We start from the raw sequence: 22,119 nt of genomic DNA, 5'->3' as shown, positions 1-22,119 counted from the left end.
GCCCCCGGGCGGTCGCCCCGCCGCCCGGGCCGGGGTCGGCCGGCGGCGGCCGGTCGCCGACGCCGGCGCCGTCCAGGTCCAAACCGGTGCCGACGCCGTCCCAGTCCAGCCCGGCGCCGTCCGGAACCGCGCCCACCGGGGAGCCCACCTCGTCGCCGACCCCCTCGGTCACCCCGCCGCCGGGCCCGTCCGCGACCGCCCCGCAGGAGCCATCCGGGAAACCGCCGGAGGAGGTGCTCCAGAGACCGTTCCCGGCCACCGTCGCGGCCGGGAGCTCGGGGCCCTACACCGGCCGGCACCGCGCCTGACCGGCGGCTATACCGGTCCCTCGCGCACCTGTGGCATCCTGAACTTCCGCTGGACCCGGATTGCCGCACAGGAGACATAGACTGCACGCCGATGGACATTCAGGTCGCGGACCCGCTGATCGGGTCGATCGTGGACGGGCGCTACCGCGTCCGGGGGCGCATCGCGCGCGGCGGCATGGCGACCGTCTACACGGCGTCGGACGAGCGCCTGGAGCGCACCGTCGCCCTCAAGATCATCCACCCGGCGCAGGCCGGTGACCCGCAGTTCATCCGGCGCTTCACCGACGAGGCCAAGACGATCGCCCGGCTGACCCACCCCAACGTGGTCGCCGTCTACGACCAGGGCGTACACGCCGGCGTTCCGTACCTGGTCATGGAGTACGTGCGCGGCCGGACGCTGCGCGAGGTGCTGGCCGAGCGCGGCCGGCTGACCCCGGTGGAGGCGCTGGCGATCCTCGAGCAGGTGCTCGCCGCGGTCGCCGCCGCGCACCGGGCCGGGCTGGTCCACCGGGACGTGAAGCCGGAGAACGTGCTGGTCGCCGAGGCGCCCAGCGGCGGCGCCAGCAGCCTGGTCGACGGCGTGGTGAAGGTGGCCGACTTCGGCCTGGCCCGCGCGGTCGAGGCCAGCGCCGACGAGGCGGGCCAGCTCATGGCCACCGTCGCCTACGTGGCACCCGAACTGGTCACCGCCGGTCACGCGGACGCTCGCACCGACGTGTACTCCGCCGGCATCGTGCTGTTCGAGATGCTCACCGGCCGGGTGCCCTACGACGGCGAACAGCCCGTCGAGGTGGCCTGGCAGCACGTGGACCGGGACGTCCCGCCGCCGTCGCGGTTCGTGCCGGGCCTGTCGCCGGCCCTGGACGACCTGGTCACCCGCGCCACCCGGCGCGACCCGGGCGCCCGCCCCACCGACGCCGGCGCACTGCTGGCCGACGTGCAGGTGGTCCGGGAGGATGTCGGCACGGCGAGCGCCATGACGACGGTCATGCGCCCCACCTCGGTGCCGCCCGCCACCGACGCCACCGTCACCATGCGCCAGATCCAGCCGGTGCAGCGGCCGTCCTGGTCGCGGCTGCCGGAGCAGCCGCAGAGCAACGTGTACCGCACCTACCCGTACGAGGACGGCCGGCCACGGATCATGCCGAGCCCGCCGGCGGGCGGCTTCGGCGCCCGGGCGGTCGCGCTGTGGGAGCGGATGGTCGGCACCCCGCGCGGGCGCACGGTGACCGCCGCCGCGATCGTCGTCGTGGCCCTGCTCCTCGCGGTCGGCGGGTACTGGTTCGCCATCGGCCGCTACACCACGGCACCCCAGCTCACCACCATGAGCCGGGCCGACGCGGTCGCGAAGGCGGAGCGGGCCGGGCTGGCCGTGAAGTTCGGCGACCCCCGGTACGACGAGCAGGTCCCCAAGGACGTGGTGCTGACCCAGGAGCCGGGCGCGGGCAGCCGGATCCTGAAGGGCGCCACGGTCACGCTGATCCTCTCCCTCGGCCCCGAGCGGTTCCCGACCCCGGACGTGGTGGGCAAGGAGTGGGCCGTCGCCCAGGCGGAGTTGCAGGACAGGAAGCTGGTCGTCAAGCGCGGCCCGGACAAGTACAGCGACGACATCCCGGCCGGCTACGTGCTGGCGACCGACCCGAAGGCGGGCACCGAGACGAAGCCGGACGCCCAGATCGTGGTCACGGTCAGCAAGGGCAAGGCCCCGATCTCGGTGCCGAACGTGATCGGCAAGGACGTCAACGAGGCCCGGGCCGAACTACAGGGGCTCGGCCTGGTGGTGGTCGAGCAGCAGGTGGACAGCGACAAGCCGGCCGGCCAGGTGATCGCCCAGTCGCCGACCAACGGCGCCGGGGTGGAGAAGGGCGCCGAGGTGCGCCTCCAGGTCAGCAAGGGCCCGCCGCTCACGGTGGTCCCGCAGGTCACCGGGCAGCCGTGCCAGCAGGCCAAGCAGACCCTGGAGGGGATGCAACTCCAGGTCAACGTCAGCGGCAACCCCGACGGCACGGTGCTGTTCCAGGATCCGGGGCCGGACTCGCAGGTCCCGCAGGGTTCGCAGGTCACGATCGGGTGCCTGTGACCGGTGCGCTCCGCCCGGTCGGTGCGCACGCCAGCGTCGCGGGCGGGCTGGCCCGGGCCGGCCTGCCGTACATCCGCAACGCCGAGGCGCGGGCCGTGCAGGTGTACGTGTCGAACCCGCGCGGCTGGGCGCTGTCGGCCGGCGACCCGGCGCAGGACGAGGCGTTCCGCTCCGGCTGCGCCGAGCTGAAGGTGCCCTCGTTCATCCACGCCTCGCTGCTGGTCAACCTGGGCTCGCCGACCGCCCTGACGGTGCAGCGCTCGGTCGCCACGCTCGCGCACGCGCTGGAGCGCGGCGCGCGGACCGGCGCGGCCGGCGTCGTATACCACGCGGGCAGCGCGGTGGACGAGGCGCACGCCGACGCGGCGCTGGTCCGCATGCGGGAGGTGCTGCTGCCGCTGCTGGACTCGGCCGCGGCGGCGGGCGGCCCGCGCCTGCTGGTGGAGCCGACCGCGGGCGGCGGGCGCTCGCTGGCGTCCCGGATCGAGGACCTGGAGCCGTACCTGGCCGCCCTGGACCACCACCCCTGGCTCGGCTTCTGCCTGGACACCTGCCACGCCTGGGCGGCCGGCCACGACCTCGCCCGGCCGGGCGGCATGACCGAGGCGCTGGACCTGCTGGACGCCACGGTCGGGCGGGAGCGGCTGCACCTGGTCCACGCGAACGACTCGAAGGACACCTGCGGCTCGCTGCGGGACCGGCACGAGACGATCGGCAAGGGCACCCTCGGTGAGGCGGCGTTCGCCGAGCTGATGACGCACCCGGTCACCGCGGGCATCCCGGTGATCGTGGAGACGCCGACGGAGCGGTGGCACGGGCACGCCAGCGACATCGCGACGCTGCGCCGGCTGGCCGCGCGCCCCGGAGCCGGCCGCCGCGGCGGGCGGCGTTGACCGCCCAACACCATCCCGCGGCGTCACCGCCGCTGAGCGACGGCTAGCGGAACAGCGACACCAGCACCTCGGCGGCGCGGTCGACGGCCTCGTCCGAGGCGTCCAGGTGGGTGACCAGGCGGGCGCCCCGGGGGCCCAGCACGGACACCAGCACCCCACGCTCGCGGGCCCGGGCGCCCAGCGTCGGGGCGTCCATCGACGCCTTGCCGAGATCCAGCGCCACGATGTTCGTACGCACGGCGCTGCTCGTGCCCACGGTGTCGCTGTCGGCGCCGGCCACGATCCCGAACGGCGCCAGCGCCTCGGCCAGCCGGGCGGCCTTCGCGTGGTCCTCCGCGAGCCGGTCGACGTGGTGGTCCAGCGCGTACAGCCCGGCCGCCGCGAGCACCCCGGCCTGCCGCATGCCGCCACCCATCCGCTTGCGCAGCACCCGGGCCTCGTCGATCCGCTTGGCGGAGCCGACGACCAGCGAGCCGACCGGCGCGCCGAGCCCCTTCGACAGGCAGACCGACAGGGTGTCGAACAGCCGCCCGTACTCGATCAGCGGCACCCCGGCGGCGACGTGGGCGTGCCAGACGCGGGCGCCGTCGCAGTGCAGGCGCAGCCCGTTCGCGTCGCAGATCTCGCGCAGCCGGCGCAGCGTGCCCAGCGGGATCACTCCCCCGCCGCCCCGGTTGTGGGTCTGCTCCACGGCGATGGCGGTGGTGGGCACCGCGTGGTAGCCGTCCGGGCGGATCATCGCGGCGATCGCGTCCGGGTCGATGCCGGCGCCGGCGGCGGCCCACGTGCGGGTGGAGATGCCGCCGATCGCCGCCGCCGCGCCGATCTCGTACGTCACCACGTGCGCGTCGGCGTCGCAGAGCAGTTCCGACGCGCGCGGGGCGACCAGTTGCAGGGCGATCTGGTTCGCCATCGAGCCGGTCGGGGTGAACAGCGCCGCCTCGTGCCCGAACATCGCCGCGACCCGCTCCTGGAGCGCGTTGACGGTCGGGTCCTCGCCGTACACGTCGTCGCCGACGACCGCCTCGGCCATCGCCGCCCGCATGCCGGGGGTGGGCGCGGTGACGGTGTCCGAACGCAGGTCCGTGACCCCCGAGCCGGCCGGCTCGTCAGCCACGCAGCATCTCCGCCACCAGGAACGCCAGTTCCAGGGACTGCTGGGTGTTCAGCCGCGGGTCGCAGGCGGTCTCGTACCGGCCGGGCAGGTCGAGGTCCTCGATGCCCTGGGCGCCGCCCAGGCACTCGGTGACGTCCTCACCGGTCAGCTCGACGTGCAGGCCGCCCGGGTGGGTCTCCAGCTCCCGGTGCACCTCGAAGTAGCCCAGCACCTCGTCCACGATCCGGTCGAAGTGCCGGGTCTTGTACCCGTTCGACGACTCGTGGGTGTTGCCGTGCATCGGGTCGCACTGCCAGACCACCTTGTGCCCGGCGGCGGTGACCTTCTCCACGATCGGCGGCAGCACGTCCCGGACCCTGGTGTTGCCCATCCGGCTGATCAGCGTGAGCCGGCCCGGGGTGTTCTCCGGGTTGAGCTTCTCGCACAGCTCGATCGCCAGCTCCGGCGTGGTGCCGGGGCCCAGCTTGACGCCGATCGGGTTGGCGATCCGGGACACGAAGTCCACGTGCGCGCCGTCGATCTGCTTGGTCCGCTCGCCGATCCACAGGAAGTGCCCGGACAGGCCGAACGCCTTGCCGCCGGCGATCCGGGTCAGCGCCCGGTCGTACTCCAGCGCCAGCGCCTCGTGCGAGCAGTACAGGGTGACCGTGCGCAGCGCCTCGTCCTCGGTCATCCCGCAGGCGCGGATGAACGCCAGCGCCCGGTCGATCTCGCGGGCGATCGCGTCGTACCGCTCACCGGCCGGCGAGGTCTTCACGAAGCCCTTGTTCCAGTCGTGCACCGCGTGCAGGTCCGCCAGGCCGCCGGACAGGTACGCCCGGAGCATGTTCATCGCCGACGACGCGTTCGCGTACGCGCGGATCATGCGCTGGGGGTCGGCGACCCGCGCCTCCGGGGTGGCCTCCAGCGAGTTGATCAGGTCACCCCGGTACACCGGCAGCCCCAGCGCGTCGGTGTCGTTCGAGCGCGGCTTGGTGAACTGGCCGGCCACCCGCGCGACCTTGACCACCGGCAGGCTCGCCCCGTAGGTCAGCACGACCGCCATTTGCAGCAGCGTCCGGGCGTTGGCCATGAGGTGGCTCTCGGTGTTGTCGGCGAACGTCTCCGCGCAGTCGCCGCCCTGGAGCAGGAACGCCTTGCCCTCGCAGACCAGCGCCAGCCGCTCACGCAGCTCCATGACCTCATACGGGGCCACGATCGACGGCACGGTGTTCAGCACCGTGCAGACCTCGTCGACCTTGGCCTGCTCCGGCCAGGGCGGCATCTGGGCGCGGGGCAGGTCTCGCCACCGGTCCAGCCCGAGGGCGGCGGACTCGGCGGGGTCGGCGGTGGGCCGGGCGATCTCCAGGCCCGGGTTCCTGAACTGGTGCCACTGCGCAGGCATGGCCCCAAGGGTACGGCGTGCGCGGATCCCGGCCGGCACCCCGGCCCCCCGTCCCGGGAACTGGACGGGGGGCTGGTGCGGTGGATCGATCAGTGCGCCCGACACACTCGTTGCTCGCCGGTGGCTCAGCCGAGCCCGCCGCGGACCGCGGAGATCAGCTCACCGTTCGCGGTGTCGCCGGACAGCTCCCAGAGGAACGCGCCGCCCAGGCCCTGACCGTTGGCGTAGCTCATCTTCCCGCCGATCGTCGACGGGGTGTCGTAGCTCCACCACTCGCTGCCGCACTTGCCGTACGCGGTGCCGGCGATCGTGTTCGTGGCCGGGCACCGGGTCTTCAGGACCTTGTAGTCGTCGATGCCCGCCTCGTACGTGCCGGGCGCCGCCCCGGTCGCGGTGCCGCCCGGCGCGGTCTGCGTGACGCCGGTCCAGCCGCGGCCGTAGAAGCCGACGCCGAGCAGCAACTTGCTCGCCGGGATCCCCTTGCCCTTCAGCTTCTGGATCGCCGCGTCCGCCCAGAAGCCCTGCTGCGGGATGCCCGCGTACGAGGTCAGCGGCGAGTGCGGCGCGGTCGGCCCCTGCGCGTTGAACGCGCCGAAGTAGTCGTACGTCATCGGCATCAGCCAGTCCACGTACTGCGCGCCGCCGGCGTAGTCCGCCGCGTCGATCTTGCCGCCGCCGCTGCCGTCCGCGGTGATGGCCGCCGTGACCAGGGCGCCCGAACCGAACCGGGAACGCAGCGCCGACACCACGTTCCGGAACGCGGCCGCACCGCTGCTGTCACAGCTCAGGCCGCACGCGTTCGGGTACTCCCAGTCCACGTCGATGCCGTCGAACACGTCCGCCCAGCGCGGGTCCTTCACCAGGCTGTAGCAGGAGTCGGCGAACGCGGCCGGGTTCGCCGCCGCCTGGGTGAACCCGGCGGACCAGGTCCAGCCGCCGAACGACCACAGCACCCTGATGTTCGGGTACATCTTCTTCAGCCGCCGCAGCTGGCCGAAGTTGCCGCGCAGGGCGCCCGCGTCCCAGGTGTCCGCGACGCCGTCGACGCTGTCCGCCGCCGAGTACGCCTTGTCGTAGTCGGCGTAGCTGTCACCGATGCTGCACCGGCCGCCGGTGGTGTTGCCGAACGCGTACAGGATGTGGGTCAGTTTCGCCGCGGACCCGCTCGTCACGATGTTCTTCACGTGGTAGTTCCGCCCGTAGATCCCCCACTCGGTGAAGTACCCGACGACCTTCTTGCCACCGGTCGGCGGCTGCGTGGTCGGCGGCTGCGTGGTGGGCGGTGTCGCGGGTGGCTTCGTGGTCGGCGTGGCGGTCGGCGGCCTCGTGGTCGGCGGGGTTGTGCCACCGCCGCAGGAGCCCCCGTTGACCGTGCAGTTCAGTGGCGCCCGGTACGCCCCGGTGCCGATATACCCCCAGGACTGCGAGGCACCTGGCGCCAACGCGCCCATCCAACTCTTCGCGGTCGCGACGTAGTGGTCACCGGCCCGGGTCACGTCCGCGTCCCAGAAACTGCTGATCGACGTCCCGGCCGGCAGGTCGAACTCCACCCGCCAGGTGTCCACGCTGCCGCTGCCACCGTTGGTGACGGTCACCTTGACCTCGTGCCCGGTCCCCCAGTCCGACGTGGCCACGAAGGCGGTGGTGACCCCGCCGGCCGCCATGGCCGAGGCGACGGGCACGGCGGCGACCGCGAGCGCGACAACCGCGCCGGCCCACAGCGCGCGCCGCAGAGATCTCCTCATCGGGGGCCTCCAAGTTAATAGTTAACAAACTTTCCAGTGGACCCTAGTGATCCGCCGACCCCGCGTCAAGATGCAAATACCTCAATCTCTCCGCGCCCGATACCGACTCATCCCCGCGCGCCCACCTCCCCGGTCGCGTGGCGCCTTCTCATTTGCGAGATCTTGGTAAAGACACGCCGATTTTGGGACAGATCCGTACCAAGATCTCGTCGAAGCAGGGAAAGCGGCGCCGAGGCGAGGGGGCGGGGAGCGGCGGGGCGGGGAGCGGCGGGGCGGGGAGCGGCGGGGCGGGGAGCGGCCCCGGCCCGACAACGGCGCGCCGGCCGCGGGCGCGGCCGGCAGCGGGTTCCAGGCCGGGGCCTACCGCCCCGGGGCCGGTCAGCCGGGTTCACCGGCCGGTGCCGGCGCGGCCGCGGGGGAAGGCGCGGCACGGCGCACGGCGTACAGCGAGGCGGCGGTCAGGGCCAGCGCCGCGACCAGGGCGGAGGCGTGCACGGCCGGGGGCAGGACCGGCACGAACGCGACCACGGCGACGGGTACCTGCACCGCGGCGACCAGGAGCGGCAGCAGCCACCGGTGCGCACCACCCCACCAGTACGCGGTCCACATTGGAGCCGTGACGACCCCGAGGGTGAGCACGTCCAGGGCGGCGTGCAGGTAGACGTTGTGCACCTGGTCGTGGGCGAAGGCGGACGCCGGGGGCGCCACCCACAGGCAGGCGACCAGGACGCCGAGGACCACCGCGAAGCGCCGCATGCTGGACCTCCCGACCGTACCGCTGCGACCACCGTGTGTCAGGACGGTAGCCAGGCACGCCGCACCGCCGGAAGGCGTGAACGGATGAGTGAACGGGCCTGACCCGGGCCGCCCGAACGGCGGGAGGCTTTCACGCGTTCTGGGCGGCCAGTTCGCGCGCGCGGTCCCGGGCGGCCTCCAGGGCGGCCAGCAGCGCGGCGCGCACCCCGTGGTTCTCCAGTTCGCGGATGGCGGCGATGGTGGTGCCGGCCGGTGAGGTGACCGCCTCGCGCAACTTCACCGGGTGCTCCCCGGACTCGCGCAGCATGAGCGCGGAGCCGATCGCGGTCTGCACGATCAGGTCGTGCGCGACCTGGCGGGGTAGGCCGAGCAGGATCCCCGCGTCGGTCATCGCCTCCACCAGCAGGTAGAAGTACGCGGGGCCGGAGCCGGAGAGCGCGGTCACCGCGTCCTGCTGGGACTCGGGTACCCGCAGGGTGCGCCCGAGCGGGCGGAACATCTCCTCGGCCAGCGCCAGGTGTTCCGGCGTCGCGTGCGGGCCGGCGGAAATGGCCGTCATCGCCTCGTCCACCAGGGCCGGGGTGTTGGTCATGACCCGCACGACCGGGGTTCCCGCCGGCAACCGCTTGGCGAAGAAGCTGATCGGCAGGCCGGCACAGAGCGAGACGACGAGCTTGTCGGCGGGCACCTTCGGCCCGACCTCGGTCAGCAGGGCGCCGGCGTCCTGCGGCTTGACCGAGATCGCCAGCACGTCGGCCTCGGTGACGGCGGCGACGTTGTCCACCACCCGCACGCCGTACCGCTGGACCAGTTCCTCCGCGCGCTCGGTGCGGCGTGCGGTGGCCAGGATCCGGTCGGTCGGCCAGCCGGCCCGCAGCAGGCCGGAGAGCATCAGCTCGCCGATCTTGCCCGCACCGATCACCGCGACGGCGTGCACGCCAGGCGCCACTGTCGGTTCCTCCCGAAAAGGGGGCCGGCGCGGGCCGGCCCCCGATCGACAAACCTCAGCTGCCGAAGAAGACCTCGGCCTCGGTGTACCGCTCCAGCGGCACGGTCTTTAGCTCGCGGGTCGCCTCGATCAGCGGCACCCGGACGATGTCGGTACCACGCAGCGAGACCATCTTGCCGAAGTCACCCTCGTGCACCGCGTCGATCGCGTGCAGGCCGAACCGGGTGGCCAGCACCCGGTCGAACGCGGTCGGGGTGCCGCCGCGCTGGATGTGACCCAGCACGACTGTGCGGGCCTCCTTGCCGGTCTTCTCCAGCAGCTGCTCGGCCAGCCACTGGCCGATGCCGCCCAGCCGCACGTGGCCGAACGCGTCCCGCTCCTGGTTGTGCAGGACCATCTGGCCGTCGAGCGGCTGCGCGCCCTCGGCAACCACCACGATCGGCGCGTACTGGGTCTGGAAGCGCTTCTCCACGTACGCCGCGACCTGGTCCACGTCGAACTGCCGCTCGGGCAGCAGGATCACGTTGGCGCCGCCGGCCAGCCCGGCGTGCAGGGCGATCCAGCCGGCGTGCCGGCCCATCACCTCGACGACGAGCGTGCGGTGGTGGCTCTCGGCGGTGGTGTGCAGCCGGTCGATCGCCTCCATCGCGATGTTGACCGCGGTGTCGAAGCCGAACGTGTAGTCGGTGGCGTCGAGGTCGTTGTCGATGGTCTTCGGCACGCCGATGACCTTGACGCCCAGCTCGTCCAGCTTCGTGGCGACGCCGAGGGTGTCCTCACCGCCGATCGCGACCAGCGCGTCGATCCCCAGCTCGGCCAGGTTGGCCTTGATCCGCTCGACCCCGCCGTCGATCTTGAACGGATTGGTCCGGGAGGAGCCCAGGATGGTGCCGCCGCGGGGCAGGATGCCGCGCACCTCGGCGATGCCGAGCGGGCGGGTGTTGCCCTCCAGGGGGCCGCGCCAGCCGTCCCGGAAACCCACGAACTCGTGCCCGTAGGTGGCCACGCCCTTGCGCACCACCGAACGGATCACCGCGTTCAGTCCGGGGCAGTCGCCGCCACCGGTGAGGACGCCGATTCGCATGATCTGCTTGTTCCCTTCCGGGTCAGTCAGACAGGCCCAGAATGCCCCGGGAGAAGCGCCGTTGCCGGACCGAGGCGGGCCGCCGTCAAGCGCACTGTAGCCCAGCCCGGTGACCGCCGGGTCAGCCGCCCATGGCCTGCCACCGCGCGAGGTTGTGCCGCGCGTCGACCAGCGCGTCGTGCCGGGCGGCCGCGGCTTCGGGCAGCGGCGGGCGGCCCACGTCGTCCCAGCGTTGGCGCAGGTCTTTCGTAAACCGGGGGATCTCTCGGGGCAGATCGGGCATCCGACCCCATAGCTGACATAGCACTACGTGGTCGTACGCCGCGTACCAGGCCCATAACTCGATCTTCTCGGCCGGCCGGTCCCGGACCGGCTCGGTCAGGAACTCGTACAGGTCGCCCCGAATCCGCTCGCGCGAGCGCCACGCCGGGTCGGCCGGCGAGGGCAGCTTGTCCAGCACGTTGCGGCGCACCCAGGGCAGCGCCCGGGAGTCGTCGAACTCGGTGGAGACCGCATAGAACTCCCGCCCGTACTCGTCGACCACGCCGATCGAGACGAGGTCCACCAGGCGACCGTCCTCGATGAACTCGCAGTCGTAGAAGTATCGGTAGGGCATCTGGCCCATCCTCGCCCATGGCCCGGCCCCGATCGCAGCCGGTACCCGATACGGTGCCCGCATGACGTTCTCGATCGTCGCCCGCGGCGCGGACGGCCGCGCCCTGGGCGTGGCGGTGGCCAGCAAGTTCCTCGCCGTCGGCGCGGCGGTGCCGGCCGCGGAGGCGGGCGTGGGCGCGATCGCCACCCAGGCGTTCGCCAACCTCGCCTACCAGCCCCAGGCGCTGGCCCTGCTGCGCACCGGCGTGCCCCCGGCCGACGTGGTGGCCGGCCTGGTCGCCGCGGACGTCGGCCGGGGGCACCGCCAGGTGGGCGTGGTGGGCCCGACCGGCGACGGGGCGACCTTCACCGGGCCGCAGTGCCACGACTGGGCCGGCGGGGTGACCGGCGACGGGTACGCGATCCAGGGCAACATCCTGGCCGGCGAGGGCGTGATCCGGGCGATGGAGGCGGCCTGGCTGGAGTCGACCGGCGAGCCGCGGCTGGCCCACCGCCTGCTGGCCGCGCTGGCGGCCGGCGACGAGGCGGGCGGCGACCGCCGGGGCCGGCAGAGCGCCGCGCTGTACGTGGTGGAGAAGGACAAGGGGTACGGCGGCACCAGCGACGTGGCCGTGGACCTGCGGGTGGACGATCACCCGCGGCCGGTGGCCGAACTGTCCCGCCTTCTGGACCTGCACATCCTGCTGTTCGAGCGCCCGGACGAGGCGTCCCTGTTGGACCTGACCGGCCCGCTCGCGGCGGAGGTGCGGGCGCTGCTGGCCGCCGCCGGGTCCACCGGCGGCCCGGACCTGGACGCCGACCTGGCCGAGTGGGCCGGGGTGGAGAACCTGGAGGAGCGCCTGGTGCCGGGGCGCATCGACCCACTGGTCCTGGCCCATCTGCGGGCCAGCGCGCCCTGAGCGCCGGGCTCCCGTCGCGGTTCCGGCGCCGTATCCCGCACGCGGGCGCCGGCCGGAGACGCGTCCTACGCGCCACTCCGGCCGGCACCGGACCCGGCCCTGGCCCCCCATCGGCGACGGGTCCGGTATCAGCGTCCCCCGAGCGCACTCACGACACTGTCACGGAACCGATGCGGGGGGTGTACAGCACGCGACAGGCAGGCCATGATCTGGTAGGGGGAGCGGTGCGACGCCCGAATCGCCAGTTCGGTGCGTTTCGCGAACCGCGGCGGTCGGGCTTACAGTTCGACCGCGGTCACGATTCTGGGTCCGCGGCCCGGCGCTGCCGGGTGCCGGACGAAGTGGAATACCGGGGAGGGGTTGTCCGGTGGATGGTCGCCTGCCGGATCCCGGCGACGCGCTGAGCGGCGTGGACATGTTCGCGGGTCTGGAGCCCGAGGTGCGGCAGCGGGTGATCGCCGCGGCGGTGCCGCGCACCTACCGCAAGGGTCAGCTGCTGTTCGTGGAGAACGATCCCGGGGAGTCGCTGATCCTGCTCAAGCGCGGCGCGGTGGCGGTGTTCCGTACCGCGCCGACCGGCGAGCGGGCGGTGCTGTCCGTGGTCCGCCCACCCGACGTCCTCGGCGAGGTGTCGCTGCTGGACGGTTCGGCGCGGTCGCTGTCCGCCGAGGCGATCGAGGACTGCACCGCGCTGGCACTGTCCCGCGGGGCCTTCATGGAGCTGGTGCACTCCAACCCGAAGATCCTGGACGCGGTGATGCGCTCGCTCGGGCAGCTCATCCGCCGGCTCACCGAGCAGAACGCCGACCACGTCTTCCTGGACCTGCCCGGCCGGGTCGCCAAGACGCTGGTCCGGCTCGCCGGGGAGAGCCAGGCACCGATGATCACTATCGAGCTGAACCAGAGCCAGCTCGCGGAGATGGCCGGCGGCTCCCGCCAGAGCGTGAACCAGGCGATCGGTTCGTTCGCCAGCCGGGGTTGGCTGCGCACCGAGGGGCGCCGGATCGTGGTCACCGACCTGGCCGCGCTGCGCCGCCGGGCCGGCATGCCGGAGCGCTGAGCCCCAACGCCGAGCCCCCAACGCCGAGCCCCCGAACCCGGGCGGCGGACGATCGGGCCGCAGGACCGGCCGCCCGGGGCGGGCACCCACGCCGCGCCCCCGGCGATCGGTCGGTGGGCAGGATCAGGTGTCGCCGCCCCAGCCGTCGCCGACGACCGGGCCGGTTTTCCCGCCGCCGCCGATGACCGGGCCGCCATCGCCGGCGACGATGCCCTCCTTCTTCAGCATGTCCAGCGTGGAGGCGTCGACCTCGACCGTCTCCCCCGCGCGGTGCTGCTTCCAGTCCTTGGTGAGCCGGACCTGCGCCATCGTGACTCCTAGCTAACCGGGATCCGTCGAACGGATCGGTCGATTCGGCGGAACTCTAGCCTGATACATCCGGGCCGGTGATGTCCGCAACCTAACAACCGGATTCCATCCGGGCCTTACCTGCGGGGATACTCGGCGTGCGCCCCTGTGTCCGCTGTCCGACAGCGTCGGGCGGGGCCACGGTTGGGGCGCCCGGTTAGGGTCCGCGACGATCCGGAAGGGACTGGCCATCTCCGACCAGTGCCCACGATGTGGCCGGACCGCAGCCGACGGGGACCGCTTCTGCGGTGGCTGTGGCACCGAGCTCGGTTCCGCGTGCGCGCAGTGCGGCCGACCACTCGGCCCCGACGTGGCGTTCTGCACCGGCTGCGGCGCCCCGAAGCCGGACGCCGACCGCTCCCGCCCGACGGTCCTGGAGGACCGGCGCCGGGTCTCCGTGCTGTTCGTGGACCTGATCGACTCCACCCCCTACGTGGAGCGGACGGACCCGGAACAGGTCCGCGGCATGCAGCAGAACTTCTTCTCCGCCGCCCGGCGGGTCATCGGCCAGTACGGCGGCGTGGTGGAGAAGTACATCGGCGACGCGGTGATGGCGCTGTTCGGCGCGCCGGTGGCGACCGAGACGGACGCGCTGCGCTGCGTGCGCGCCGGCCTGGAACTGCAGCGGGTGCTGGCCCGGTTCGCGCCGACCGAGCAGGGCGCGCTGCGCTTCCGGGTCGGCGTGGCGACCGGCGAGGCGCTGGTGGACGTGGCCGCGGCCCGGGACGGCGGGCAGGCCATCGTGGCCGGTGACGTGGTCAACACCGCGTCCCGGATGCAGGCCGTCGCCCCGCCCGGCGGCGTGCTCGTCTGCGGCACCACGTACGGGCAGACCAAGACGGCCATCCGGTACACGGAGCAGCCGCCGGTGACCCTGCGGGGGCGCAGTTCGCCGACCGAGGTGTGGCTGGCGGTCGCGCCGGTGCAGCGGCGGCAGACCGAGCAGGCCGACACCACCCCGCTGATCGACCGCGAGCACGAACTGAGCCTGCTCGTCAACGCCCTGCACCGGGCCATGCGCGACCGCACGCCGCAGCTGGTCACCGTGTTCGGCCGGGCCGGCATCGGCAAGAGCCGGCTGGTCCGGGAGCTGCTGCGGCACGCGGACCGGCTGATCGACGATCCGGTCGCCTGGCGCACCGGGCACTGCCCGCCGTTCGGCGAGAACGTCACGTTCGCCCCGCTGGCGGACATCGTCAAGGCCGAGGCCGGCATCCTCGACACCGACCCGGCGGCCACCGCCGAGCGCCGCCTGGTCGACACGGTCGCGGAGATCGTCTCCCCGGCCGAGGCCGAACGGCTGGCCGAGGCGCTACGCCCGCTGGTCGGCCTGCCGGCCACCAAGCTGCCCGCCGAGGAGGCCAAGTCGGCCTGGCGGCGCTTCTTCGTCGCCCGCGCCGCCCGCCGCCCCACGGTGCTGGTCTTCGAGGACCTGCACTGGGCGGACGAGGCGATGCTGCGCTTCATCGAGGTGCTCGGGGCATCCGCCCGGGACGTGCCGCTGCTGCTGCTGTGCACCGCCCGCCCCGAACTGATCGACCGGGACCCGAGCTGGGCCGGCACCATCGGCGGCTCGCTGACCATCACCCTGCCGCCGCTGCGCACGACCGGCATCACGTCGCTGTTCGCGCACCTGTTCGGGCAGTCCACCTTCACCGAGGCGGCGCTGGCCTCGCTGGTCGAACTGGCCGACGGCAACCCGCTGTACGCCCAGGAGTACGTGCGGATGCTCGTCGAGCGGGGCGGGTTGCGTGGCTGGTCGCTGGACGACGGCCGCGACCTGCCGATGCCGGACAGCGTGCACGCGGTCATCGCGAACCGGGTGGACCTGCTGGAGGCCGGCGACCGGACGGTCCTGCTGGCCGCGGCGGTGGTGGGCATGCAGTTCTGGCCCGGCGCCGTGGCCGCCGCCCTCGGCCGCCCGGTGGAGTCGGTCGAGCGGGCGCTGCGCCGGCTGGAGCAGCGCCAGTTCGTCTACGAGCAGACGGACTCGCAGATGGCCGGGCAGAGCGAGTTCCAGTTCCGGCACGTGCTCGTCCAGGACGTGTGCTACCAGCGGCTGCCGCGCACCGAGCGGGTGGCCCGGCACGAGCGCACCGCCGACTGGCTGGACGCCCTGTCCAGCAGCCGGGACACGGACCTCGCCGAGGTGCTGGCCCACCACCGCTGGGCCGCCCACGAGATCGCCCGCACGCTCGGCGTGGACACCGCCCGCTACGCCCCGGCGGCGCGACACGCCCTGTACCGGGCGGCGCAGCGGGCGTACGCCCTGAACGCGCTGGACACGGCGGCCGCGCACGCGGCGAAGGCGCTGGCCCTCTTCGACGCCGGCGCCGACCCGGTCGGCCGGCTCGGCGTGGAACTGCTGGCCACCGAGATCGCCTTCTACCGGGACAGCGACGCCTTCCTCTCCGGCGGCGGCGCCGACCAGCTCGCCGCCCTCGCCGAGCGGCTGCACGCCGCCGGCGACCTCGCCCGGGCCGCCCGCGCCTGGACCCTGCTCGGCCAGGCCGCCTGGAAGCGCACCGACCGGCCGGCGGCGCTGAGCAGCCTCACCCGCGCCGTCCGGCTGTACGACACGCTGCCGGACAGCGCCGAAAAGGCCGACGCCTACAGCGAACTGGGCCGGCTGCACCAGTTGAACTACGAGCGTGACGAGGCGATCGGGGCGGCCGACACCGCCGCCGCCATCGCCGAGCGCCTCGGCCTGCCGGAGACCCTCGCGCACGCCCGCAACACCATCGCCGTCACCCGGTACAAGGCCGGCGACCGCTCCGGGCTGGACGAGCTGCACAAGATCTTCGAGTACTGCCGGGAGAACCACCTGCGCGCCCTGCGCCGGGCCGCGCAGAACCTCTCGTACGCGCTGCGCGAGGAGGGCGAGTGGGAGCAGTCCGAGGCGCTGTTCAGCGAGGGCGTGCACACCCTGCCCGGCGCACCGGGGCTGACCACCGACTTCTCGGCCGAGTCGCAGCGGGCCTACTTCGTCGGCGACTTCGACCGCATGCTCGCCGCCGCGGACGCGTTCGTCGACACCGCCACCGGCCGCTGGGACATGAAGGTCCGCGGCATGCGCTCCTGCATCCGGCTGCTGCGCGGCGAACCGGTGCCCGAGGCCGCCGGCACCGGCGGCGAGCCCGCGACCGACGACGTCGCCGACACCGTCATCACCGCCCGACAGAGCGGCTTCTACCGTCCGCTCTGGACCGCGCTGGCGCTGGCCGCGCTCTGCCGCGCCCTCCAGGGTCGCCACGGCGAGGCCACCGGCCTGCTCGCCGAGCTGACCAAGGTCTGGCGCGCGGTGCCCGCCCTGGCCAGCGGCGAATGGGCGCCGGCCGCCGCCTACGCCGCCGCGCTCGCCGGCCGCCACGCCGCCCTGGAGATCCGCGGCATGCTCGACGAGGTCACCCACCACACCCCCTGGTCCCGGGCCGCGCTGCGCACGGTCACCGCCGCGCTCGCCGCCGCCGACGGCGACCACGCCCGCGCCGCCGACCTGTACACCGCCGCCGCGCAGGTCTACCAGGCCATCCCGGACGTGACGGACCGCATGCTGGCCCTGGCGCTGGCGGCCGCCGCGTACGGGCGGGCCGGCGACGCGCGGGCGGCGACGGCGGCCCTGGTCGAGGTCCGCCCGTTCGCCCTGCACAACCGGGTGCTCTCGCTGCTCCACCTCGCCCCCTGAGCCCCGCACGCCCCGGGCGGCCGGGCCGGCTTCGGGCGGCGGGGGACCCGCGGGTCAGGCCGCGATCGGGGCGGCGGGCTCGGCGGGGCGCTGGGCCCCGGTCTGCGCCCTGGCGGCGGCCGCCTTCGCCTTCTGCGCGTACACGTCCACGTACTCGCGCCCGGACAGCTCCATCAGCTCGTACATGATCTCGTCGGTGATCGCGCGCTCGACGAAGCGGTCCCCCGTCATGCCGGCGTACCGGCCGAAGTCCAGCGGCGCGCCGAACCGGATCCGGACCCGCTTGACCTTCGGGATCAGCTTCCCCGGCGGCTGGATCTCGTCCGCGTTGAGCATCACCACCGGCACGACCGGTGCGCCGCTTTCCAGGGCGAGGCGGGCCACGCCGGTCTTGCCGCGGTACAGGCGGCCGTCCGGGGAGCGGGTGCCCTCCGGGTAGATGCCGGCGAGGCCGCCGGCGCGCAGCACCCGTAGCTGGGTGTCCAGCGCGGCCTGCGCGGCGCGCCCGCCGGCGCGGTCGACCGGGATCGTGCCGGTGCCGACGAAGAACATCTTCGTCAGCCAGCCCTTCAGACCCCGCCCGGTGAAGTATTCCGCCTTCGCCACAAAAGTGACTTTCCGCTTCACCATGAGCGGCATGAAGATCGAGTCGGAGAACGACAGGTGGTTGCTGGCGATGATGGCGGGACCGGTCGCGGGGATGTTCTCCCGCCCCTCCACCTTCGGCCAGAAGATCAACCTCAGCCATGGGCCGAGGACGATGTACTTGAGCAGCCAGTACAGCAACCGGTGTCCCTCCGCGCGTGCCCGTCCCTGGGAAAGCCTACGAACCGCAAGCGTCACGCCACAACGCTCTCCCGGAACGGTGCCCCGCCGTGTCACGATTCATGCCACGGCAAGGCGCCGGGTGGAGGTCCCGCCGCGACGCCCCGCCAGCGAGGAGAGTGTGCGGTGTCACCGGGTGGCGCCCGCCGTGGCCGGCGGGACAACGGACTGGACGCGGCGGAGTACGCCGTCGCGGGCGACGTCGACCCGCGGGTGGGTGAGCACCTGCTGGACGTGCTGGCGGCCGGGGGCATCGCCGCCTACCTGCAACCCTCCGCCGACCTCAACCCCATCACCCGGACCACCTTCATCCCCGCCACGCCCACCGACCGCCTCTACGTCGACCGCGCCCACCTCAGCACCGCCCGCGACTACCTGGCCCAGCTGACCGACGAGGAGCCGGCCCCTGCCCGGGAGGCCGGCAACGAGCCGGACGTGGAGGCGGCCTGGGCGCGCATCATCGCCGGCTACAACGCCGAGGTGGACCCGACGCTCGCCACACCCTGGCCCGAGGCGGAGGACATCCACCGCCCGGACGGCACCCAACCGCCGGAGCCGGAGCGGGCCGGAAACGACCCCGGCACCCGGCGCCCCTCCCCCGGCCTGATCGACGGGCGCCACACGGTCGAGCCGAGCCTGCTGGACGGGCTCGACACGTTCGGCGCCCACCTGCCCGAGTCGGACGACGACGAGGGGTACACCCCACCCCCGCCGCCCCCGCTGCCGCACATCTCCAAGTACGCGGTGATCGGCGTGCTGGCGATCGTCGCCGGCTTCGTGCTGTTCATCGAGCCGTCGGTGCTGCCGCTCGGCGGCAACCTGTCGATGGTGATCGGCTTCGTGGCGATCCTGGTCGGCTTCGTCATGCTGATCTGGCGGCTGCGCTCCGGCGACGATGACGACATCGACCCGGACATGGGCGCCAAGGTCTGACAACCACCATCTCCGTCCTATAAGGATTAGCAGCCGGTTCCGCGTCGCGGGTGCCCGGGCGTGCAGGGCGTTCCGCCGGTCGGACCTACCGAAGTGGTGGTCCGACAGCATGCCACGATCACCTTGCCGCGACCGGAGCCTCCACCCGTGGTGCGCCGTTCAGACACCGCGACAGACTATGGCATCGCGAAAGTTGATTCATATCGCGTAAACCGCGAAGCCCCCTCCCAAGGGCTCCGGGAACAACATTTCCCCTGTTCAGGGCCCATCTGTAATCGGGACAGCGATCCGTCGCACAGCATCCAGAGGCGCTCGCCCGGCGCTGCGCGGGTCACGCAAAATACGGCAAGTAGTAACTGTATGGCGGAGTGTGGTTTTCATCCGAGGAGCGGCGACCACGCGTTCCCGAAACTCGGGGATGCGTCCGCGCGAACCAGGCGACGCACCGCGCCCGCGCCGTCGAGCACGGCAGGCCACCGTCCGACAAGACCATGATCTGCCCATCGACAGTCGCCGCGATCAGCAGGTCGCCCCTGGCCGGTACCGCAGTTGCGTCGTGGCCCGGCAGGAACGGCAGCGGCATCGACGCACGCTACCACCCGCCACCGGCCGGATCGCGGCCCGTGGATCGACTCGCGAGTTTGACGCGGGCATACTCCGCCGTGATCGCCTCGTCTGCTGGATTTCCCGCTGACCCCGGCACACTGGCGAGTGTTACCGCCCGGCGACGTGGATGTAGAAACTCCCCATGGCGATCTCTGCGGTGCTGATTCCCAGTCCTTTCCTCGGTCCGGCGGCGTGGGCGCCTGTCGCGTCGGTACTGCGATCCGAGTTCGGGGTTGCCGTGACAGTGCCCGCGCCGCCCAGCCCCGCGGCATCCTCGCCGGCTACGGTCCTGGCGGCCATCGAGAACGGGCTCCCCGACGCGGACGACCTGGTACTCGTCCCCCACAGCAACGCTGGCCTGTATGTTCCGGCCCTCGTGATGAAGCGTCCCGTGCGCGGCGCCGTCTTCGTCGACGCGGTGTTGCCGCCAGCGAGGGGCAGCGTGCCCGTGGCACCGGCCGGCCTGAGGGACATGCTCCGTGATCACGTGGGTGCGGACGCCAGCCTGCCGCCATGGACGCGCTGGTGGCCGGAGGAGTCCGTGGCCGGGTTGTTCCCCGACGCCGAGACGCGCGCCCGGGTGGAGGCGGAGCAGGCACGCGTGCCGTTCGACTACCTCACCGCCCGCGTGGACCTGCCCGACGGGTGGGATACGGTCCCCGCGGGATACCTCAGTTTCGGTGACACCTACGCCGACGAGCGGGAGGATGCCCGGGCCCGCGGCTGGCCGGTCCACACGATGCCGGGGAGCCACCTTCACCTGCTGCACGACCCGGCCGGCGTCGCGGCGAACATCATGGAACTGTCGACGTCGTTCTAGCAATCGTCGCAACCATCGACCTGTCGGCCGTCCGATCGTCGCCCGCGTCCGGCCTGACACCACCCTCGGGAGCGACCCGCAGGACACAAAATGTAGAAGTACACTTCTAAGAACTGTAGTTCTATGAAGTGCGGTGACCGCAGGTGACTCAACTACCCAAGCCGAAGGGGATCTTCGACCGAGACGTCGAGTGGGCGGAGTTGACCCGCTTCGCCGCCGACGAGCGCCCGGGCGCGACCCTCGGGGTGGTCAGTGGGCGACGCCGCCAGGGCAAGACGCTGCTGCTCTATGAGCTGGCCCGGGCCAGCGGCGGCTTCTACTTCGGGGCCACCGAGGCGACGGCGACCGAGTCGCTCCGGCGGCTCGGCGAGGCGCTCGGCGCCTACACGGGCGCACCGGGACCGGTGCGGCTGGCCGACTGGGGCTCAGCGGTGGATGCGCTGCTCGCCCTGGGGCGGGAGCGCCCGGTGACCGTGGTCCTCGACGAGTTCCCGTATCTCGTGCGCGCCGCCAGAGACCTCCCGTCGATCATCCAGCACGCGCTCACACCCCGGCGGCCGGAACGCACGCACTCCCGTACCCGTCTGCTGCTCTGCGGATCGGCCCTGTCCTTCATGGGTGGCCTGCTCGCCGGGTCCGCTCCGCTGCGTGGCCGGGCCGGGCTGGAGCTTCCGGTGCAGCCGCTGGACTATCGGGCCGCGGCGACGTTCTGGGGTATCGAGGACCCGTTACTGGCCGTGAAGGTGTTCGCCATCGTCGGCGGAACGCCGGCCTACCGCCGCGAATACGTCCAGGACGACGTGCCGAGTGGCCCGGGGGACTTCGACAGTTGGGTGGTGCGTGCCGTCCTCAACCCGGCGCGGCCGTTGTTCCGGGAGGCCCGCTACCTGCTTGCCGAAGACCCGACCTGCGGGACACCGCTCTCTACCACTCCGTACTCGCGGCCGTTGCCGAGGGCAACGCAAGTCGCGGCGGGATCGCCGGTTATATCGGACGCAAGGCGAATGACCTGCAGCATCCACTCACCGTGCTGGAGGACGCCGGCCTGCTGGTGCGGGAACCCGACCCGCTGCGGAGCGGGCGCAGCAGCTACCGAATCACCGAACCGCTCATCACCTTCTACCAGGCCGTCATGCGACCCGCCTGGACCGCGCTGGAGCAGCGCCGCGGCGGGGATGTCTGGCGCCGCTCGAAGCGCCGGTACACCAGCGCCGTCCTCGGTCCGCGGTTCGAGGAGATCGTCCGCCAGTGGGCCATCCGTTTCGCTGATATCGAGGTCCTCGACGGCATCGTCGCGGAGGCCAGCGCCGCGACCGTGACGGACCCGTCCACCCGAACCAGCCACGAGCTGGATCTCGTCGCGCTCGGTGAGCCGCCGCTCGGGGACGGGCCGCGTCCGCTGCTCGCGATCGGTGAGGTGAAGTGGGGCCGGCGGTTGGCCCAGGCGGACCTGGAACGGTTGCGGCGCGTGCGAGAGTTGCTCGTCCACCGGCCCGGGGTCGACGGCACCCGGGCCCGCCTGCTGCTGGCGAGCGGGGAAGGATTCACCGACGAGTTGGTCCGCCGGGCATCGGCTGAGCCGGACGTCGTGTTGGTGGATTCCGCTCGTCTCTACACCGGCTGAGCGCGACCGACGCCTGCCGGCCGGGTCAGGAGTAGCGTAGTTCCACCGGCGGAACCGACGTGGTGCCGCAGGTCGGTGGAGTTCCGGTGCACTCCACCCAGTGGTCCGTCCCGGCCTCGACCCGGTAGCCGTGCGGGCTGACGAAGCCGGTCGTCCGGAAAGGTTGGCCGTGGTTGGTTACCTCGATGCTCTGCGACTCGCCGCCGACGACCAGGGCCAGTGCGATGACCCATTCCACCGTGCCCTTGGTGGTGGCGGTCAGCTCGAAGACCTCGATTTCTCCTTTTTGGAGGGTGAATCCGAACAGCGGCAGTCGGCCGTCCACTTTGGTGGCGTACTCGGCTGACGGTGCACCACCATGCGTACCCGGGCGGCTTCCCGGTCAGCC

The 22,119-nt window shown here is 72.8% G+C and carries 19 protein-coding genes; 8 read left to right on the top strand and 11 right to left on the bottom strand.

The genetic code is table 11. From position 1 onward, the window contains the following. Positions 1 to 399: 399 nt before the first annotated feature. Together pknB and KJS59_RS27820 are read left to right on the top strand one after the other, a co-directional pair. Complete coding sequence (pknB, locus tag KJS59_RS27825) at positions 400 to 2,388, top strand: Stk1 family PASTA domain-containing Ser/Thr kinase (RefSeq protein WP_213456418.1); 1,989 nt, start codon at positions 400 to 402, stop codon at positions 2,386 to 2,388. Further along, on the top strand, positions 2,385 to 3,281 hold the full coding sequence (locus KJS59_RS27820; protein WP_213456416.1) for a deoxyribonuclease IV: 897 nt from the start codon (positions 2,385 to 2,387) through the stop codon (positions 3,279 to 3,281). Before pknB ends, KJS59_RS27820 begins: the two co-directional genes overlap by 4 nt. 43 nt (positions 3,282 to 3,324) lie before the next feature. Here KJS59_RS27820 and KJS59_RS27815 read toward each other — a convergent pair whose 3' ends face one another. The 7 genes from KJS59_RS27815 to KJS59_RS27785 form a co-directional block, all read right to left on the bottom strand. Then, the gene (locus KJS59_RS27815) at positions 3,325 to 4,398 is read right to left on the bottom strand and encodes a threonine aldolase family protein (protein ID WP_283775906.1); all 1,074 of its coding nucleotides are present in this window, start codon (positions 4,396 to 4,398) and stop codon (positions 3,325 to 3,327) included. Then, a complete protein-coding gene (locus KJS59_RS27810; RefSeq protein WP_213456414.1) occupies positions 4,391 to 5,782 on the bottom strand; it encodes a class II 3-deoxy-7-phosphoheptulonate synthase in 1,392 nt (463 codons plus the stop codon). Before KJS59_RS27810 ends, KJS59_RS27815 begins: the two co-directional genes overlap by 8 nt. Positions 5,783 to 5,907: 125 nt before the next feature. Further along, entirely contained in the window at positions 5,908 to 7,527 is a 1,620-nt protein-coding gene (locus tag KJS59_RS27805) for a glycosyl hydrolase family 18 protein (RefSeq protein ID WP_213456412.1), read from the bottom strand. Positions 7,528 to 7,905: 378 nt separating this feature from the next. Further along, positions 7,906 to 8,283 carry a hypothetical protein gene (locus tag KJS59_RS27800; protein WP_213456410.1) on the bottom strand — a complete coding sequence of 126 codons (378 nt, stop codon included), beginning with the start codon at positions 8,281 to 8,283 and terminating at the stop codon, positions 7,906 to 7,908. Between the two features lie 130 nt (positions 8,284 to 8,413). Next, positions 8,414 to 9,232, bottom strand: coding sequence for a pyrroline-5-carboxylate reductase (gene proC, locus KJS59_RS27795; protein ID WP_213456409.1), 819 nt, complete (start codon positions 9,230 to 9,232; stop codon positions 8,414 to 8,416). 55 nt (positions 9,233 to 9,287) lie between these two features. After that, positions 9,288 to 10,316 (bottom strand): 6-phosphofructokinase, encoded by a 1,029-nt coding sequence (locus KJS59_RS27790; RefSeq protein WP_213456406.1) that lies wholly within the window; start codon positions 10,314 to 10,316, stop codon positions 9,288 to 9,290. Positions 10,317 to 10,437: 121 nt separating this feature from the next. After that, positions 10,438 to 10,932 carry a polyadenylate-specific 3'-exoribonuclease AS gene (locus KJS59_RS27785; RefSeq protein ID WP_213456404.1) on the bottom strand — a complete coding sequence of 165 codons (495 nt, stop codon included), beginning with the start codon at positions 10,930 to 10,932 and terminating at the stop codon, positions 10,438 to 10,440. Positions 10,933 to 10,993: 61 nt separating this feature from the next. Between KJS59_RS27785 and KJS59_RS27780 the strand changes: the two genes are divergently transcribed. Both KJS59_RS27780 and KJS59_RS27775 read left to right on the top strand, forming a co-directional pair. Next, the gene (locus KJS59_RS27780) at positions 10,994 to 11,830 is read left to right on the top strand and encodes a DUF1028 domain-containing protein (RefSeq protein WP_213456402.1); all 837 of its coding nucleotides are present in this window, start codon (positions 10,994 to 10,996) and stop codon (positions 11,828 to 11,830) included. 367 nt (positions 11,831 to 12,197) lie between these two features. Next, positions 12,198 to 12,890 (top strand): Crp/Fnr family transcriptional regulator, encoded by a 693-nt coding sequence (locus tag KJS59_RS27775; RefSeq protein WP_213456400.1) that lies wholly within the window; start codon positions 12,198 to 12,200, stop codon positions 12,888 to 12,890. A gap of 123 nt (positions 12,891 to 13,013) precedes the next feature. Here the strand turns inward: KJS59_RS27775 and KJS59_RS27770 are convergent, their stop codons facing one another. Beyond that, positions 13,014 to 13,199, bottom strand: a complete 186-nt coding sequence (locus KJS59_RS27770) for a hypothetical protein (protein WP_213456398.1) — start codon at positions 13,197 to 13,199, stop codon at positions 13,014 to 13,016. A 211-nt stretch (positions 13,200 to 13,410) separates the two neighbouring features. Between KJS59_RS27770 and KJS59_RS31900 the strand changes: the two genes are divergently transcribed. Further along, positions 13,411 to 16,923, top strand: a complete 3,513-nt coding sequence (locus KJS59_RS31900) for an adenylate/guanylate cyclase domain-containing protein (RefSeq protein ID WP_213456428.1) — start codon at positions 13,411 to 13,413, stop codon at positions 16,921 to 16,923. A gap of 54 nt (positions 16,924 to 16,977) precedes the next feature. On the opposite strand, the gene KJS59_RS27760 is transcribed toward KJS59_RS31900, so the two are convergent. After that, positions 16,978 to 17,709 carry a lysophospholipid acyltransferase family protein gene (locus KJS59_RS27760; RefSeq protein WP_213456395.1) on the bottom strand — a complete coding sequence of 244 codons (732 nt, stop codon included), beginning with the start codon at positions 17,707 to 17,709 and terminating at the stop codon, positions 16,978 to 16,980. Between the two features lie 165 nt (positions 17,710 to 17,874). Here KJS59_RS27760 and KJS59_RS27755 point away from each other — a divergent pair, with 165 nt between their 5' ends. Continuing rightward, the gene (locus KJS59_RS27755; protein ID WP_213456393.1) at positions 17,875 to 18,681 is read left to right on the top strand and encodes a DUF308 domain-containing protein; all 807 of its coding nucleotides are present in this window, start codon (positions 17,875 to 17,877) and stop codon (positions 18,679 to 18,681) included. Positions 18,682 to 19,012: 331 nt separating this feature from the next. On the opposite strand, the gene KJS59_RS27750 is transcribed toward KJS59_RS27755, so the two are convergent. Continuing rightward, positions 19,013 to 19,264 (bottom strand): hypothetical protein, encoded by a 252-nt coding sequence (locus KJS59_RS27750; protein WP_213456391.1) that lies wholly within the window; start codon positions 19,262 to 19,264, stop codon positions 19,013 to 19,015. Positions 19,265 to 19,525: 261 nt separating this feature from the next. Between KJS59_RS27750 and KJS59_RS27745 the strand changes: the two genes are divergently transcribed. Beyond that, a complete protein-coding gene (locus tag KJS59_RS27745; RefSeq protein ID WP_249714995.1) occupies positions 19,526 to 20,107 on the top strand; it encodes a hypothetical protein in 582 nt (193 codons plus the stop codon). A 1,027-nt stretch (positions 20,108 to 21,134) separates the two neighbouring features. After that, positions 21,135 to 21,731: a hypothetical protein gene (locus tag KJS59_RS31525; protein WP_249714993.1), complete on the top strand. Its 597-nt coding sequence runs from the start codon at positions 21,135 to 21,137 to the stop codon at positions 21,729 to 21,731. 25 nt (positions 21,732 to 21,756) lie between these two features. Here the strand turns inward: KJS59_RS31525 and KJS59_RS27735 are convergent, their stop codons facing one another. Beyond that, positions 21,757 to 22,056, bottom strand: a complete 300-nt coding sequence (locus KJS59_RS27735) for a hypothetical protein (protein WP_213456387.1) — start codon at positions 22,054 to 22,056, stop codon at positions 21,757 to 21,759. Positions 22,057 to 22,119 lie beyond the last annotated feature (63 nt).

The sequence above is a fragment of the Rhizomonospora bruguierae genome (assembly GCF_018397995.1).
Taxonomy (GTDB): Bacteria; Actinomycetota; Actinomycetes; order Mycobacteriales; family Micromonosporaceae; genus Rhizomonospora; species Rhizomonospora bruguierae.
The sequence above is the reverse complement of the archived record's forward strand: the minus strand, read 5'-3'. Positions and strand labels throughout refer to the sequence as shown.

What these genes read in the sequence shown, in the direction of transcription:
- KJS59_RS27780 (WP_213456402.1), top strand. Translation starts at nt 10,994, where the DNA reads ATGACGTTCTCGATCGTCGCCCGCGGCGCGGACGGCCGCGCCCTGGGC.
- KJS59_RS27750 (WP_213456391.1), bottom strand. Translation starts at nt 19,264, where the DNA reads ATGCCGCTGCCGTTCCTGCCGGGCCACGACGCAACTGCGGTACCGGCC.
- KJS59_RS27810 (WP_213456414.1), bottom strand. Translation starts at nt 5,782, where the DNA reads ATGCCTGCGCAGTGGCACCAGTTCAGGAACCCGGGCCTGGAGATCGCC.
- pknB (WP_213456418.1), top strand. Translation starts at nt 400, where the DNA reads ATGGACATTCAGGTCGCGGACCCGCTGATCGGGTCGATCGTGGACGGG.
- KJS59_RS27770 (WP_213456398.1), bottom strand. Translation starts at nt 13,199, where the DNA reads ATGGCGCAGGTCCGGCTCACCAAGGACTGGAAGCAGCACCGCGCGGGG.
- KJS59_RS27790 (WP_213456406.1), bottom strand. Translation starts at nt 10,316, where the DNA reads ATGCGAATCGGCGTCCTCACCGGTGGCGGCGACTGCCCCGGACTGAAC.
- KJS59_RS27805 (WP_213456412.1), bottom strand. Translation starts at nt 7,527, where the DNA reads ATGAGGAGATCTCTGCGGCGCGCGCTGTGGGCCGGCGCGGTTGTCGCG.
- KJS59_RS27785 (WP_213456404.1), bottom strand. Translation starts at nt 10,932, where the DNA reads ATGCCCTACCGATACTTCTACGACTGCGAGTTCATCGAGGACGGTCGC.
- KJS59_RS27800 (WP_213456410.1), bottom strand. Translation starts at nt 8,283, where the DNA reads ATGCGGCGCTTCGCGGTGGTCCTCGGCGTCCTGGTCGCCTGCCTGTGG.